The sequence below is a fragment of the Enterococcus sp. AZ129 genome, assembly GCF_051714505.1.
Taxonomy (GTDB): Bacteria; Bacillota; Bacilli; order Lactobacillales; family Enterococcaceae; genus Enterococcus; species Enterococcus faecalis.
The window spans coordinates 2588489-2601822 of the sequence record NZ_JBIORY010000001.1 but is presented as its reverse complement, the minus strand read 5'-3'; the positions used below and the strand labels follow the sequence as shown (position 1 = coordinate 2601822).

The 13334-nt window shown below is 39.2% G+C and carries 11 protein-coding genes, 1 pseudogene and 1 other annotated feature; of the genes and pseudogenes, 9 read left to right on the top strand and 3 right to left on the bottom strand.

The features are described 5' to 3' along the window. The first annotated feature begins 23 nt into the window (after nucleotides 1-23). The 7 genes from IGJ90_RS12820 to IGJ90_RS12790 all read left to right on the top strand — a co-directional run bounded on the left by IGJ90_RS12820 (nucleotide 24) and on the right by IGJ90_RS12790 (nucleotide 9509). Entirely contained in the window at nucleotides 24-977 is a 954-nt protein-coding gene (locus IGJ90_RS12820) for a siderophore ABC transporter substrate-binding protein (RefSeq protein WP_002367413.1), read from the top strand. Nucleotides 978-1299: 322 nt separating this feature from the next. After that, nucleotides 1300-1545: a binding site (T-box leader), on the top strand. 49 nt (nucleotides 1546-1594) lie between these two features. Then, on the top strand, nucleotides 1595-3238 hold the full coding sequence (locus IGJ90_RS12815; protein ID WP_002368425.1) for a peptide ABC transporter substrate-binding protein: 1644 nt from the start codon (nucleotides 1595-1597) through the stop codon (nucleotides 3236-3238). Between the two features lie 21 nt (nucleotides 3239-3259). Continuing rightward, nucleotides 3260-4480, top strand: coding sequence for a peptidase T (gene pepT, locus IGJ90_RS12810; RefSeq protein WP_438768233.1), 1221 nt, complete (start codon nucleotides 3260-3262; stop codon nucleotides 4478-4480). Nucleotides 4481-4565: 85 nt separating this feature from the next. Further along, on the top strand, nucleotides 4566-5123 hold the full coding sequence (locus IGJ90_RS12805) for a GNAT family N-acetyltransferase (RefSeq protein WP_025186703.1): 558 nt from the start codon (nucleotides 4566-4568) through the stop codon (nucleotides 5121-5123). A 34-nt stretch (nucleotides 5124-5157) separates the two neighbouring features. Beyond that, a complete protein-coding gene (locus tag IGJ90_RS12800) occupies nucleotides 5158-5769 on the top strand; it encodes a YktB family protein (RefSeq protein ID WP_010818564.1) in 612 nt (203 codons plus the stop codon). 382 nt (nucleotides 5770-6151) lie between these two features. Next, nucleotides 6152-6520 (top strand): LPXTG cell wall anchor domain-containing protein, encoded by a 369-nt coding sequence (locus IGJ90_RS12795; RefSeq protein WP_002367408.1) that lies wholly within the window; start codon nucleotides 6152-6154, stop codon nucleotides 6518-6520. After that, the gene (locus IGJ90_RS12790) at nucleotides 6501-9509 is read left to right on the top strand and encodes a WxL domain-containing protein (RefSeq protein ID WP_438768230.1); all 3009 of its coding nucleotides are present in this window, start codon (nucleotides 6501-6503) and stop codon (nucleotides 9507-9509) included. Before IGJ90_RS12795 ends, IGJ90_RS12790 begins: the two co-directional genes overlap by 20 nt. A 54-nt stretch (nucleotides 9510-9563) precedes the next feature. Here IGJ90_RS12790 and lepB read toward each other — a convergent pair whose 3' ends face one another. The 3 genes from lepB to rpsD all read right to left on the bottom strand — a co-directional run bounded on the left by lepB (nucleotide 9564) and on the right by rpsD (nucleotide 11481). Beyond that, on the bottom strand, nucleotides 9564-10100 hold the full coding sequence (gene lepB / locus IGJ90_RS12785) for a signal peptidase I (protein ID WP_010712890.1): 537 nt from the start codon (nucleotides 10098-10100) through the stop codon (nucleotides 9564-9566). Nucleotides 10101-10161: 61 nt separating this feature from the next. After that, the gene (locus tag IGJ90_RS12780) at nucleotides 10162-10710 is read right to left on the bottom strand and encodes a biotin transporter BioY (RefSeq protein WP_002354975.1); all 549 of its coding nucleotides are present in this window, start codon (nucleotides 10708-10710) and stop codon (nucleotides 10162-10164) included. A 159-nt stretch (nucleotides 10711-10869) separates the two neighbouring features. Continuing rightward, nucleotides 10870-11481, bottom strand: a complete 612-nt coding sequence (gene rpsD / locus IGJ90_RS12775) for a 30S ribosomal protein S4 (protein ID WP_002365342.1) — start codon at nucleotides 11479-11481, stop codon at nucleotides 10870-10872. A 323-nt stretch (nucleotides 11482-11804) separates the two neighbouring features. On the opposite strand from rpsD, the pseudogene IGJ90_RS12770 reads away from it, so the two are divergent. Both IGJ90_RS12770 and IGJ90_RS12765 read left to right on the top strand, forming a co-directional pair. Beyond that, nucleotides 11805-12609 (top strand): annotated as a pseudogene (locus IGJ90_RS12770) (formate/nitrite transporter family protein). A 71-nt stretch (nucleotides 12610-12680) separates the two neighbouring features. Further along, complete coding sequence (locus IGJ90_RS12765; protein ID WP_002354978.1) at nucleotides 12681-13334, top strand: DNA alkylation repair protein; 654 nt, start codon at nucleotides 12681-12683, stop codon at nucleotides 13332-13334.

Genomic DNA, 13334 nt, shown 5'->3' with positions numbered 1-13334 from the left:
AATAACGTTTTTGGAGGAAAAGAATGAAAAAGAAATTTTTAGCAATGATGGCAGTTTCAATGATGGGACTGTTAATGTTAAGTGCTTGTCAAACAAATAAAAAAACAGCAGATTCTGCAACAACAGAAACAGCAGCTAAAACGGAAGTCACAGTCAAAGACACCAATGGTCAATTAACCGTTCCCAAAAATCCTAAGAAAGTCGTTGTTTTTGATAATGGTTCCTTGGATACAATGGACGCACTAGGTGTTGGTGACCGCGTGGTAGGTGCGCCAACCAAAAATATTCCTGCGTATTTGGAAAAATACCAAAAAGTTGAATCAGCAGGCGGTATTAAAGAACCAGATTTAGAAAAAATCAATCAACTAAAACCAGACTTAATTATTATTTCTGGTCGTCAACAAGATTATCAAGAACAATTAAAAGCCATTGCGCCAACCATTTACTTAGCTGTAGATGCCAAAAATCCTTGGGCATCAACGAAACAAAATATTGAAACGTTAGGCACTATTTTTGGTAAAGAAGAGATAGCTAAAGAAAAAATAACTGGCTTAGAAAAAGAAATTGCTGACGTGAAAAAACAAGCAGAAGCTAGCGCGAATAATGCGCTTGTTGTGTTAGTTAACGAAGGACAACTTTCCGCTTACGGAAAAGGCTCTCGTTTCGGTTTAATTCATGATACATTTGGCTTCAAAGCAGCAGACGATAAGATTGAAGCTTCCACTCATGGGCAAAGTGTTTCTTACGAATATGTTTTAGAAAAAAATCCTGGGATTCTCTTTGTGGTAGATCGCACTAAAGCAATTGGTGGTGACGATTCAAAAGATAACGTCGCTGCAAACGAATTGATTCAAAAAACCGATGCTGGTAAAAATGATAAAGTCGTTATGCTTCAACCAGATGTTTGGTATCTAAGCGGTGGTGGATTAGAATCAATGCATTTGATGATAGAAGATGTTAAAAAAGGATTAGAGTAAAAAAAGCCTAGGACAAAAATTACTTTGGATTTTTTTCCTAGGCTTAAAAGCTGATAAACGGCGGGAACAAAAGCAACTCCTTCGGAAATAAGCTGAAATTCTCCAAAAATTAAAGAACAATTTTCGGAAATTTCTTCTTATTGCTTTCTCGTCAAAGACTCGTCGCAGTTTTGTCCTTGAGAGTTCTCGGAGCTAAACACTTCTGTCCCGACCTTCTTAATGAAAAACAAAAAAGTTTTAAATTAAAAATGTGGTTGACGGCCTCGAAAATGTTTGCTAAACTATCCGTAAATCAGTATGATTGATGAAACAAATAAAAGAACAAAATGTGATGAGAAGGAAAGTACTTTTTAAAATAGCTTGCAGAGAGCCTCGTTTGGTGAGAAGAGGTAGTGACGTTAAAGGGGAAAATGGCCTTTGAACAGGTTGGTTGAAGCCGTTTGCTTAAACCAATTCAGGTGCGCCTGTTATAGCGCTACAGTATGATTGTACTGGAAACGAGCGGATCTTTTTTAGCGAAGAGATCAACAAAGGTGGTACCGCGATTGCATAAGCATTCGTCCTTTTTAGGACGAATGCTTTTTTTATTTGTTTAAAAAATATGAGGGGGCAACAACATGAAATTGGGGAAAAAAGTAGTAGGTTTGATTGCAACAGGGTTTCTTTTAGCCGCATGTGGCGGAACCAAAGAAGCGGCAGAGAAAGTAGATTCGGGAAATTTAGCAGCTGAACAAAAAATCAGTATTAGTTCACCTGCACCAATCTCAACATTGGATACAACACAAACAACAGATAAAAATACCTTTACAATGGCACAACATTTATTTGAAGGCCTTTATCGGTTTGATGATGATAGTGCCACGGTGCCAGCTCTAGCTAAAGATGTCAAGATTAGTGACGATGGGCGCAAGTACCACTTTACCTTGCGGGAGGGGATTAAGTGGAGCAACGGCGAGCCAATCACGGCCCAAGATTTTGTTTATTCTTGGAAAAAACTGGTGACACCAGCGACGATTGGACCGAATGCCTATTTACTAGACAGTGTTAAAAATAGTTTTGAAATACGCAACGGTGAAAAGTCAGTCGATGAATTAGGGATTTCAGCCCCTAATGACAAAGAATTCATTGTTGAATTAAAACAGGCCCAACCTTCCTTCTTAGCAGTCGTTTCGATTGCTTGGTTAGCGCCACAAAATCAAAAATTTGTCGAAGCGCAAGGCAAAGATTACGCCTTGGATAGTGAACATTTACTTTATAGTGGGCCATTTACGCTAGCCAATTGGGATGCGACTTCAGATACTTGGACATTGAAAAAAAATCCAGAATACTATGATGCGGATCAAGTGAAACTGGAAGAAGTTGCGGTTAGCACAATCAAAGAAGATAATACTGGGATTAACTTATATCAAGCGAATGAACTAGACTTAGTTCGCATTAACGGACAATATGTTCAACAATATCAAGAGGACCCAGGCTATGTCAGTCATCCAGATGTGGCCAACTACTTCTTAGATTTCAACAAAAAAGAAGGAACGCCATTAGCGAATGTTCATTTACGAAAAGCGATTGGCCAAGCAATAGATAAAGAAGCCTTAACACAAAGTGTCTTAAACGATGGGTCAAAACCCCTCAACGGATTGATTCCAAGTAAACTTTATGCGAATCCAGAAACAGATGAAGATTTCCGTGCTTACAGTGGCGAATATTTGAAAAATGACGTCAAAAAAGCCCAAGCTGAATGGACGAAAGCCCAAGCGGATGTCGGTAAAAAAGTGAAACTTTCATTGCTGGCGGCAGATACAGATCAAGGAAAACGAATTGCTGAATATGTTCAAAGTCAGTTGCAAGAAAATCTGCCAGGTTTAGAAATTACCATTTCATCGCAACCAAGTAATAATGTGAACCAATCGCGACGTGAAAAAAATTATGAGTTGTCTCTTTCAGGATGGATTGCTGGCAGTAGTGAATTAGACTCTTACTTTAACTTATATGCGGGAGAATCAAGTTACAATTATGGCAATTATCATAATGCCAAATACGACCAACTAGTAGAAGATGCACGAACGATTAATGCCAATAATCCAGAGAAACAGTTTGCAGAATACAAAGAAGCGGAAGACATCTTGTTGAACCAAGATGCTGCCCAAGTACCGCTGTATCAAAGTGCCTCAAATTATCTAATCAATCCTAAATTGAAAGGCATTAGTTATCACTTGTATGGGGATTATTTCCACTTGCGCAATGCTTATTTAACAGAATGATTCAGGAAGAAGGAGTAAAAAATGGAAAAATTAGTCGAACGATTTTTAACTTACGTGAAAGTTAACACCCGTTCAGATGCCAATAGTCAAACCACACCGACGACGGTCGGTCAAGTGGTTTTAGCCAAAATGATTGAAACAGAACTTCATGAATTAGGCTTGGCCGATGTGCATTATAACGAACAAAACGGCTTTTTAACGGCACGGTTGCCTGGTAACCAACCTGCAGCGAAGAGTATCGGCTTGATTGCACATCTGGATACGGCGGATTTTTCAGCAGAAAACATCCGTCCCCAAGTCATCACTAATTATGATGGTCAAGATGTCCTCTTGAATCAAGAACAAGGCATCGTTTTATCAGTTGCTGAATTTCCCAATTTAAAAGAGTATCAAGGGGAAACGTTGATTACTACAGACGGAACCACACTTTTAGGAGCAGATGACAAAGCGGGAATTGTCGAGATTTTAGCTGCTGTTGAATATTTTTTGGCACATCCAGAAGTAGCGCGGGGGGATGTTTGGCTCGCCTTTGGTCCAGATGAAGAAATTGGACGCGGCGCCGATCAATTTGATGCGCCGAACTTCCCAGTCGCTTTTGCGTATACGATTGACAGTGGCCGCGTGGGGCATTTCGAGTATGAAACGTTTAACGCTGCCCAAGCTGTGATAACAATTGATGGAACCAGTGTCCATCCGGGAACGGCCTATGGTTCGTTAGTAAATGCCATTAAATTAGGCGAACAACTTGATCAATCACTGCCGCAAAAGGAAGTGCCAGAACAAACACGTGGAAATGAAGGATTTTATTTACTCAATAAATTTACAGGAAGTATTGAAAAAGCAGAACTTGTCTATATCATTCGGGATCATGATCGAGAAAACTTTCAAGCGAGAAAGCAATTTTTGGAAAAACAAGTCCAACGTTTAAATGCGCTGGCGGATAAACCCAGACTAACAATTACTTTCCAAGACCAATACTATAATATGAAGGAAATCATCGAAAATGATTGGACCCCTGTGGAATTAGCCGTCCAAGCAATGGAAAGTTGTGACATTGAACCAATTATCACACCTTTTCGTGGCGGGACAGATGGTTCTAAGATTTCTTTCATGGGCATTCCCACGCCTAATCTATTTACAGGCGGCGAGAATTTTCATGGGCAATATGAATTCATTACCGTTGAATCAATGGCCAAAGCTGTTCAAACGCTCATTGCCATCATTCGCTTAAATGCTAATTAAAGAAACACGCGAGGAAAATGCCGATTTTCCTTGCGTGTTTCGCTGTTTTTCTGTAAAGTATGTAGAAAAGTAGGGAGTTTTGCTCATGAATTATCCATTGATTTTTGCAGAAAACCAACGAATCGAAACCGAACGCTTGATTTTAAGACCTGTCACATTAGCCGATGCAGAAGATATGTACGAATATGCTTCAGATGAGGAAACGGTCCGCTATGTGTTCTTGAAAAACCAAACAATCGCTGAAACACGACAAAACATTGCTAAATATTTTATGGGAGAACCTTTAGGAAAATATGGGATTGAAGTGAAAAAAACGGGCAAAATGATTGGCACGATTGATTTGCGGGTCAATGAAACCAATAATGTTGGAGAATTAGGCTATGTCTTGAACCGTGCCTTTTGGGGCAATGGCTACATGCCTGAAGCCGCGACGGCGTTAATTGAACTGGGTTTTGCAAAAATGAAACTCATGAGAATCTTTGCTTTACATGATCAAGACAATCCAGCTTCTGGTCGTGTCATGGAGAAAATTGGTTTTACCTACGAAGGAACACTGCCCAATGCCCGAATTAGTAAAGGGAAAATTGTCACAGAGGTTTATCGTGGGATGACACTGGAAACATGGCAAAACCGACAAAAATAGAAGCGGAAGACAAGTTAAGAGAGGAATTAGAGAAATGTTGATGTTTACAGAAAAAGAATTCGCAGCCTTTGAAGTTGCTGGATTAGATGAACGAATGGCGGTTATCCGTGCGCAAATTCAACCGATTTTTCAAGAATTAGACACGTATTTTGCCGAACAACTAGCGCCTGAACTAGGAACGGAGTTGTTTGTCCATATTGCACAACATCGCCGTCGCACCGTGTATCCACCAGAAAATACTTGGTCAGCACTTAGTCCGAATAAGCGCGGTTATAAAATGCAGCCGCATTTTCAATTAGGTATTTGGGGCGACTATGTGTTTATGTGGTTGTCATTCATTGATAATCCTAAAAATGAAAAGCAGATTGCGCAAGCCTTTTTAGAGAATCAGCAATTATTCCAAGCATTACCAGAAGATACGTATGTTTCCTTGGATCATACGGTTCCTCAAATTACTCCGCTGCCAGAAACGGATTTAGAAAAAGCCTTAACTCGTTTTAGAGATGTAAAAAAAGGTGAGTTTGAAATTGGGCGCATCATTCCCAAAGATAGTGCCTTGTGGCAGAACCCTGAAAAAGCACGAGCGTATATGTTGGCAACCTATCAACAACTCCTGCCATTGTATCAATTAGCTGTTGCCCAATAAGAGAAACAGACAGTTATTTTGTATTTTAGTGTTATTTTATCGAATTATCCAATCGTCAAAAATGAGAAAAGCTCACAATGTTAGTATCGAAAACTAACTTTGTGAGCTTTTCTGAGGTTTGGTTAGTAAAAATTTAAGAAATTAAAGGTGATTTCTAAAGGATAAACGTGTTTCGACAATCATTTTCAAAGGATAGCTTTAAATAACAAAGTGCGAAACCCTTTCCATATAAGAGTTTTGTAGAAAATAGGGTTGTCAAATGGAAAATAATGGTGTTTTGGAAAGCTTTTTCTTTGTTATTATAGAGATATGAAAAAAGGTGGTTTGAGCAGTAATTGTAGAGAAACTCAAATCTGTTGTTGAATTAAAAGGAGGTTTTAAAATGAAAAAAAAGCGTTATTTAATGATTGCGTGCCTACTATTTTCCCCTAGTTTTTTTATAAATGTTGAAGCGTCTGAACGTGGTTCTAGTTCGGTGGGGATTGAATTTTACAAAAAGGCACCCCCGAAAGAAGAGCCCTCACCGAAAACAGATCAACCAGGGGCAAGTCCTAAGAGGAAAGGATCAGGACAGACGAGCACTAATCAAGGTGTGGCAGGTGGTCAAGGCACCATTACCACTGGCAATAAACAGCTACCGCGCACAGGGAGTAAGCGGCAGGCGAATCTTAGCATTCTCGGCTTAGCCTTAATTGGCTTAGTGGGAATGGTACATAGAAAGAAGGGGCAGCATGAAACAGATAAAATTTAAACAGTTAGCAACATTTGGTTTATGTTGTTCATTATTAGGCAATTCATTGACAGGCGTCATAGCGGTTGCGGAAACTGTGACGATTGAAAGTAGTCCGACGGTGGAAAGTAGTGTGAAGCAAGAAACGACGAAAGTCAGTACAGAAGAAAGTGCAGGCGCAAGCACGAAAGAGAGTGCAGAAGAAAGCACTCAGAACAATGAAGTCTCGAAGCAAGAAACAAAGACAGAAACGACAGAAGAAATTAAGCAAGCTGAGGAAGCGAAGGTTATATCTCAAAGGTTAATTCAACCTATGATTGGTACAGAAGATTATTATAATGCTATTCGAGCTGATCTTGTTAGTTTTGCAGCAGGTGATAGTAGAGAGGATCTCTCTTTTACTCTACCAGCAGGGAAAATAGCATTTAATATTAGTACATCTGATACGCCAACTTTAAACATGGCTGACTTTAATCTAAGTGCAGAGTTGAAAGTATTAGTTAGTCCAAGAGCTAATGATAATTTAGTAAATATTACAAGTAGAGAGGTATTGATAGAACAAGCACAAGACAGTCTAGCCATTATTATGCCAGAAAAAACTAGCGTACTTCCATATGCAGAGTCTTACAAGTCTTCTATAGATTATTTGGACAATATTCAGTTAACAGTTCCTAAATATGTCCAATCAACAAATATTGTAGGTGATATAGTAAATCAATACGTAAGTAGTCCATCCACATCAAGCTTGTTAAACGGGCCTTACGAGCTTGTTGCAGCTCAAGCTATTTTATCAAAAATCAATGATTCTGATTTTGAAATTCATACGAATTTTAATGAATCCACTTACTTTTATGAAGAACCTGGCACAACCGTAACGATTCCAGTCATATTCCGATGGTGGCTTCAGAGAAACGGGCTCAATATTTTAAATAGCATATATATGCCGAAACAAAACCCTGTTATTACTGTTGTATTAAAAAAAGTCACCGAAAACTTCAAAGACATAAACGGTACAGCAATCCCAGCACCAACTGGTTTCACTCAAGGTAAACAAACAAGTATCACCAATAATGATTATACGTTTACTCAAGGTGGCACCTTGCCAGAAGTTTACACAGCTAATAATGGCAAAGCATACAAATTCAAAGGCTGGTATAAAGGGAAAACTGAACCAGCTACACTGGAAACAAGTAAAACACCAAGTTATGCTGTTACTTATGATGACAACGATGATTTGAATGTGGTCTATGAGGAAGTGGCAACCAAAGCGTACACACTGCCAAGTAAAGAAATTTCTTTTGGCTATGTTGATGAAAAAGGAGAATTAATCAATCCAGCCAACTTTACTATTGAAACTGAATTAGGCGATAGCAGTGAAACAGAAACTACAGTTTTATCAAAGATTTATGGTACGAATGATACGAGTAACATGCTAAAAAAACTTGCTATTCCAGGGAAATCGTACACAATTCCAGAGGGGAGTATAAAAACATATGGCACTCGCTATGTGAATCACACCATTCCTAAATACTATAAGACATTATCAATCAGCCCAACAGCTACTTATACAGGCGATAAGACAAAATATCCTATGGCAAATGAAGTTCGTAAAAATATTGAAGCTCCGAATGCTACTGTAAGTACAACTAGTGGTACAACTTCCTATCGTTTATCAACAAATGGTACTGTTTTTGGCACTCGGCGATTACCTTGGTCCTGGGATACCAATAAAACTGCGTATGCAATGGGAATCTATTCTGGATTGGTTGGTAATAACTACAATTTAGCAGCACCAGATAAAACCATTTATTACTACTTAGAAAACCGCCGTGTCACCGAAAACTTCGTTGATAGTAATGGAACGAAAATTACACCGCCAACTGGTTTCACACAAGGCAAACAAACCGTGATTGATAGTGAGAACTTCACCTACACCAGTGCCAAAGACTTACCAGATACCTACACAGTAGGGGACAAAAACTACAAGTTCAAAGGTTGGTACAAAGGCACTGATCAAACCAAAATGGAAACGACGAAAACACCAAGTTATGCCGTCACTAACGATGACAAGGATGACATGACGGCAGTCTATGAGGAAGTCCAAGCAACGGCAGAAATGACCGTTAGTCGGTTACTAGAAGTTGTCTCCAATGAAGCTTCTATGATTTGGACAGTTAGGCTAAAAAACACTAGTGAAGTTCCATTGACCAACGTTAAACTAGCACCAACGGCCAAATGGGCGGCAGGTATTTCGGCGCCGACCCAATTAGCTGTTCGCCTTGGTAATACGCCAAATAAAATTATTCCAGTGACGGCAGAACAATGGCGCACAGGAGTAAACTTGGGTGTGGAAATTCCGGTGAATGGTGAAGCTTTAGTGACAGTGAACACAGCGAAAATCACTGGGGAACCAAGGCAACTATTAACCGCAGAAATGACAGCTAGTGGGAATTTTTTCCCAGTGACAGCTAGTAACTTTGTACGTATTCAAGGCGAAGATCAAACGATTGAGCCAACACCAGCAGAAGAAGGCTTCATTAGTATGCCGACGTTTGACTTTGGAAAAGTTATGATTAGCGGTAGTACTAAGCAGTACGGCCTGAAAAAAGCAGCTGATTATTATGGGAATGGCACACGTAATCCGTATTTGCGGATAAAGAAAAGCCAACCCAATTGGCAGTTGACAGCACAATTATCACAGCTAAAAGCGTCTGCCGATAGTTTGCCAACTAGTACGCGCTTATTATTAGGCAATGCAGACGTTGCAACAATCGAAAACTATAATCAAGTCACAGAATTAACGAATAAAGTTGGAATTACGGAGCCGTTAGCTTTGACGAGTGACGGCACATCTACACCAGTAATTCTTAATAACCAATTTACAGGTAATGATGTCTATCAATTAGATTTTGATTTTGCCAATGTGAAATTAGAAGTCCCTGCCAATCAAGGGAAAATAAATGAGAAATATCAAGGAACGGTGACGTGGAACTTAGTCACTGGACCTTAAAAAAATAGTAAACCGCCCCCAAAAAGTTAGACTTTTTGAGGGCGGTTTACTATTTTATGGAAAGCCAATTTTATCTAATGGATAATAACGAAAAGTCAAAACACCTTCCACACTCTCTTGTTTAACAAAGCCAAAATAACGACTGTCATCTGAGCGCGGGCGATTATCCCCCAAGACAAAATACATGCCTTCTGGAACGGTCAGGGATTGGGTGGCTTCTAAGGTCTCTAGCGTAAAATCTTGGGTATAATTTTCATTTTTAGAGACATTTCGTTTAGCACTTGCTAAGTAATCTTCACTGAGTGATACACCATTAATATAAAGGGTATCATCGCGATACTCGACTGTTTCGCCAGGTAAACCAATTAAACGTTTGGCTACTCGTTGGCCGTTGCGCGGGCTAGGAAAAGCGATAATATCAAAGCGCTGTGGCTTTTTAATCGAGGTCACCCATAAACGGTCGTTGTTATGAAGTGTTGGTTCCATTGAAGAGCCGTTCACCGCAGCAGGGGAGAAAACATAGTGTCGAATCAGCAAGACAGCGACGACTAACAAAACCAACTGAACCAATCGTTTTAATAATGAGGACATGGACTTCACTCCTTTGTCCTTTTAGTGTACTACAGGCAAGGAAAAGAAAAAAGTTTTCCCCTTAAGAAAGGTGTGCTAAAAAACGTTTCATAAAGCGTTGGCGAATTAAAATACCAACATAAGCAGCTGCGACAGCCTTGATGATACCAGGAATAATAAACGGAGCAAACCCGCCAGCAAAAGCGTTTGGCCACGGTAGATTTGCGGAATATTTCAACCAAATCATACCGAAAACTAAGGTAACTAAGGCGCCGGCAATATTTGCGATAATGGCCCAAGTATAGTTAAAGGTTGTTTTTTCTAAAATATAACCAGTTAATAAGCCGTTGAAGATAAACCCGATTAAATAGCCGCCAGTTGGTCCGAAGAGTACACCGAACCCGCTAGACATCCCCGCGTAAACGGGTAAACCTATTAATCCTAATAAGAAGTAAATTAAAATAGCGTAGGTCCCCGTTCGCTTACCCAAAACGGTAGCGGTTAAGCCAATGGCAAATGTTTGTCCAGTTAAGGGGACAATCCCCAATGGAATTGTAAATTGTGAAAGTACAGCAATAATCACAGCGAATTCTGCTGCTAAAATTAAAGAACGTAACGATGCTTTATTCATAAGAAGCCTCACTTTCTATTGTTAACCAATTATTTTTATTTGGTTAACAATAGTTTAGCGGAAGTAAACAATTTTGTAAAGAGGGCAAAGAAAAAAACCTTGCCAAGAAAGGCAAGGTTTTGAAAGAAGGTAAGAACCGCAGTTCGACCTTTTGAAATCTTAAAGTTTTTGGTTGTAGTATTCAACGACAAGTGCTTCGTCGATTTCTGGGTAAAGTTCATCACGTTCTGGTAAACGAGTGAAGCTACCTTCTAATTTTTCAGTGTCAAAGCTTACGAATGCTGGACGTCCAACAGTTGCTTCAACCGCTTCTTTAATTGTTGAGATGTTTTGAGATTTTTCACGAACACCGATCACTTGACCAACTTCAACGTGGTATGATGGAATATCAACACGTTTGCCGTCTACAGTGATGTGGCCATGGTTAACTAATTGACGTGCTTGACGACGAGTAGTTGCAAGACCTAAACGGTAAACAACGTTATCTAAGCGTTGTTCTAGTAAAACCATGAAGTTAACACCGTGTTTACCTTCTTTGATTTTGCTTGCTTTAATGAACAACGTACGGAATTGACGTTCGTTCATGCCATACATATGACGTAATTTTTGTTTTTCAGTTAATTGCATTCCGTATTCAGAAACTTTACCACGGCTGTTAGGTCCGTGTTGTCCTGGTTTGTAAGGGCGACGAGCTAGTTCTTTACCAGTACCTGATAAAGAGATACCTAGACGACGAGATACTTTCCATGATGGTCCAGTATAACGAGACATTAAAAATTCCTCCAATAAATAAATGTTTTTTTGGAGTAAAATAATTAGATGAAAAATTCATATTCGTTCAGTTCATTCTTCAACCTTCGCCTTTGCAGCCGCGGTTACGCAGTTGAACCAAGTTTGGCAATGAACTGTTGACGAGTTATTATTCTTCTGCTGCAATTATTTTACACAAAGTCTAGTATACTTAATAGGATAGGAAACGTCAAGGTTTTAAAGTGAAATCTGAAAAAAAGGTAGACAAAAACACTTTTCCTCATTAGAATAAGGGGAGATGTTTTGAAAATATAAGTTGAAAACGGAATGAAAGGGAGTTTACAATGAAGTCTGGTTCACCATTGTTTGAACAAATTGATAAATCTATCGACAAGAAAGTGAATTTATTCTCAAACAGCTTTTCCCGTTACGCTGTTCGTGCAATGCTTGCTTGCCTATTTTTAACGTTGGGAACAGCCGTTGCTTTTGCAATCGCAATTAAAGGAGAAGGAATTTCTCATGGTTTAGGGAAAATGCTTTACGCCTTCATGTTCAGTTGGTCACTTGTAATGATTTTATATATGAATGCCGAACTTGGTACCTCGAATATGTTGTACATGACTGTTGGCGTCTATCGTAAAAAAAGTCAACTTTTCCTTAGCTGCAAAAATTTTATTTACCTGTATCTTATTCAATTTAATTGGTGGCGTCTTGTTTGGTTTCTTGGTATCACTTACGGTGCCGTTCCAAGATTTGCCAAAAGATAGTTTCTTCTTTACATCGATTGCTGGAAAATTAGAAAAAACTACCCTACAGATTTTAGTTGAAGCTATGTTCGCCAATATTGTGGTTAATACAGCCGTATTAGTGAGTATGCGAATGAAAGATGACGCCGGCAAAGTCGCGGCCATTATTTTCATTATCTTTATCTTTGCTTTCCTTGGTTTTGAACACGTGATTGCCAATTTCCCAGCCTTCAGTTTAGCTTACTTTGCTTCAAACGGCGCAATTGAAGCTTTCACAGCTGGTAATGTTATTCATAATCTTTTCTGGGCCTTTATTGGTAACTTTATCGGTGGTGGCTTAATTATGGGTCTCGGCTATGCCTGGTTAGATAAAGACAACAAAAACTTAACGTATTTTGATTAATTGACCAACCAACTATACTAAAACATGGTACACTGTTTTAGTATAGTTTTTTTATTATAAGGAGCGAAGGAATGGACACACTTCAATTTCAGAAGAACCCAGAAACAGCAGCAAAAATGTCTGCTTATATGAAACACCAATTTGTTTTTGCAGGCATCCCCGCCCCAGAACGTCAAGCGTTAAGTAAACAACTTTTAAAAGAAAGTCATACGTGGCCAAAGGAAAAATTATGCCAAGAGATTGAGGCTTACTATCAAAAAACAGAACGAGAATATCAGTATGTCGCTATTGATTTAGCCCTTCAAAATGTTCGGAGATTTTCATTAGAAGAGGTCGTAGCGTTTAAAGCCTATGTTCCACAAAAAGCGTGGTGGGATAGTGTGGATGCTTGGCGAAAATTTTTTGGGTCGTGGGTGGCGTTGCATCTGACTGAATTGCCAACGATTTTTGCCCTTTTTTATGGCGCTGAAAATTTCTGGAATCGGCGTGTTGCGCTGAATTTACAGTTGATGTTGAAAGAAAAGACCAATCAGGACCTGTTGAAAAAGGCGATTATTTATGATAGAACTACAGAGGAGTTCTTCATTCAAAAAGCGATTGGCTGGTCATTACGCCAATATAGTAAAACGAATCCGCAATGGGTCGAGGAATTGATGAAAGAATTAGTGTTGAGTCCTTTAGCACAACGAGAAGGCAGTAAATATTTAGCGAAAGCGAGCGAATAA

What these genes read in the sequence shown, in the direction of transcription:
- IGJ90_RS12815 (WP_002368425.1), top strand. Translation starts at nt 1,595, where the DNA reads ATGAAATTGGGGAAAAAAGTAGTAGGTTTGATTGCAACAGGGTTTCTT.
- rpsD (WP_002365342.1), bottom strand. Translation starts at nt 11,481, where the DNA reads ATGTCTCGTTATACTGGACCATCATGGAAAGTATCTCGTCGTCTAGGT.
- IGJ90_RS12765 (WP_002354978.1), top strand. Translation starts at nt 12,681, where the DNA reads ATGGACACACTTCAATTTCAGAAGAACCCAGAAACAGCAGCAAAAATG.
- lepB (WP_010712890.1), bottom strand. Translation starts at nt 10,100, where the DNA reads ATGTCCTCATTATTAAAACGATTGGTTCAGTTGGTTTTGTTAGTCGTC.
- IGJ90_RS12800 (WP_010818564.1), top strand. Translation starts at nt 5,158, where the DNA reads ATGTTGATGTTTACAGAAAAAGAATTCGCAGCCTTTGAAGTTGCTGGA.
- IGJ90_RS12795 (WP_002367408.1), top strand. Translation starts at nt 6,152, where the DNA reads ATGAAAAAAAAGCGTTATTTAATGATTGCGTGCCTACTATTTTCCCCT.
- IGJ90_RS12820 (WP_002367413.1), top strand. Translation starts at nt 24, where the DNA reads ATGAAAAAGAAATTTTTAGCAATGATGGCAGTTTCAATGATGGGACTG.
- pepT (WP_438768233.1), top strand. Translation starts at nt 3,260, where the DNA reads ATGGAAAAATTAGTCGAACGATTTTTAACTTACGTGAAAGTTAACACC.
- IGJ90_RS12805 (WP_025186703.1), top strand. Translation starts at nt 4,566, where the DNA reads ATGAATTATCCATTGATTTTTGCAGAAAACCAACGAATCGAAACCGAA.
- IGJ90_RS12790 (WP_438768230.1), top strand. Translation starts at nt 6,501, where the DNA reads ATGAAACAGATAAAATTTAAACAGTTAGCAACATTTGGTTTATGTTGT.
- IGJ90_RS12780 (WP_002354975.1), bottom strand. Translation starts at nt 10,710, where the DNA reads ATGAATAAAGCATCGTTACGTTCTTTAATTTTAGCAGCAGAATTCGCT.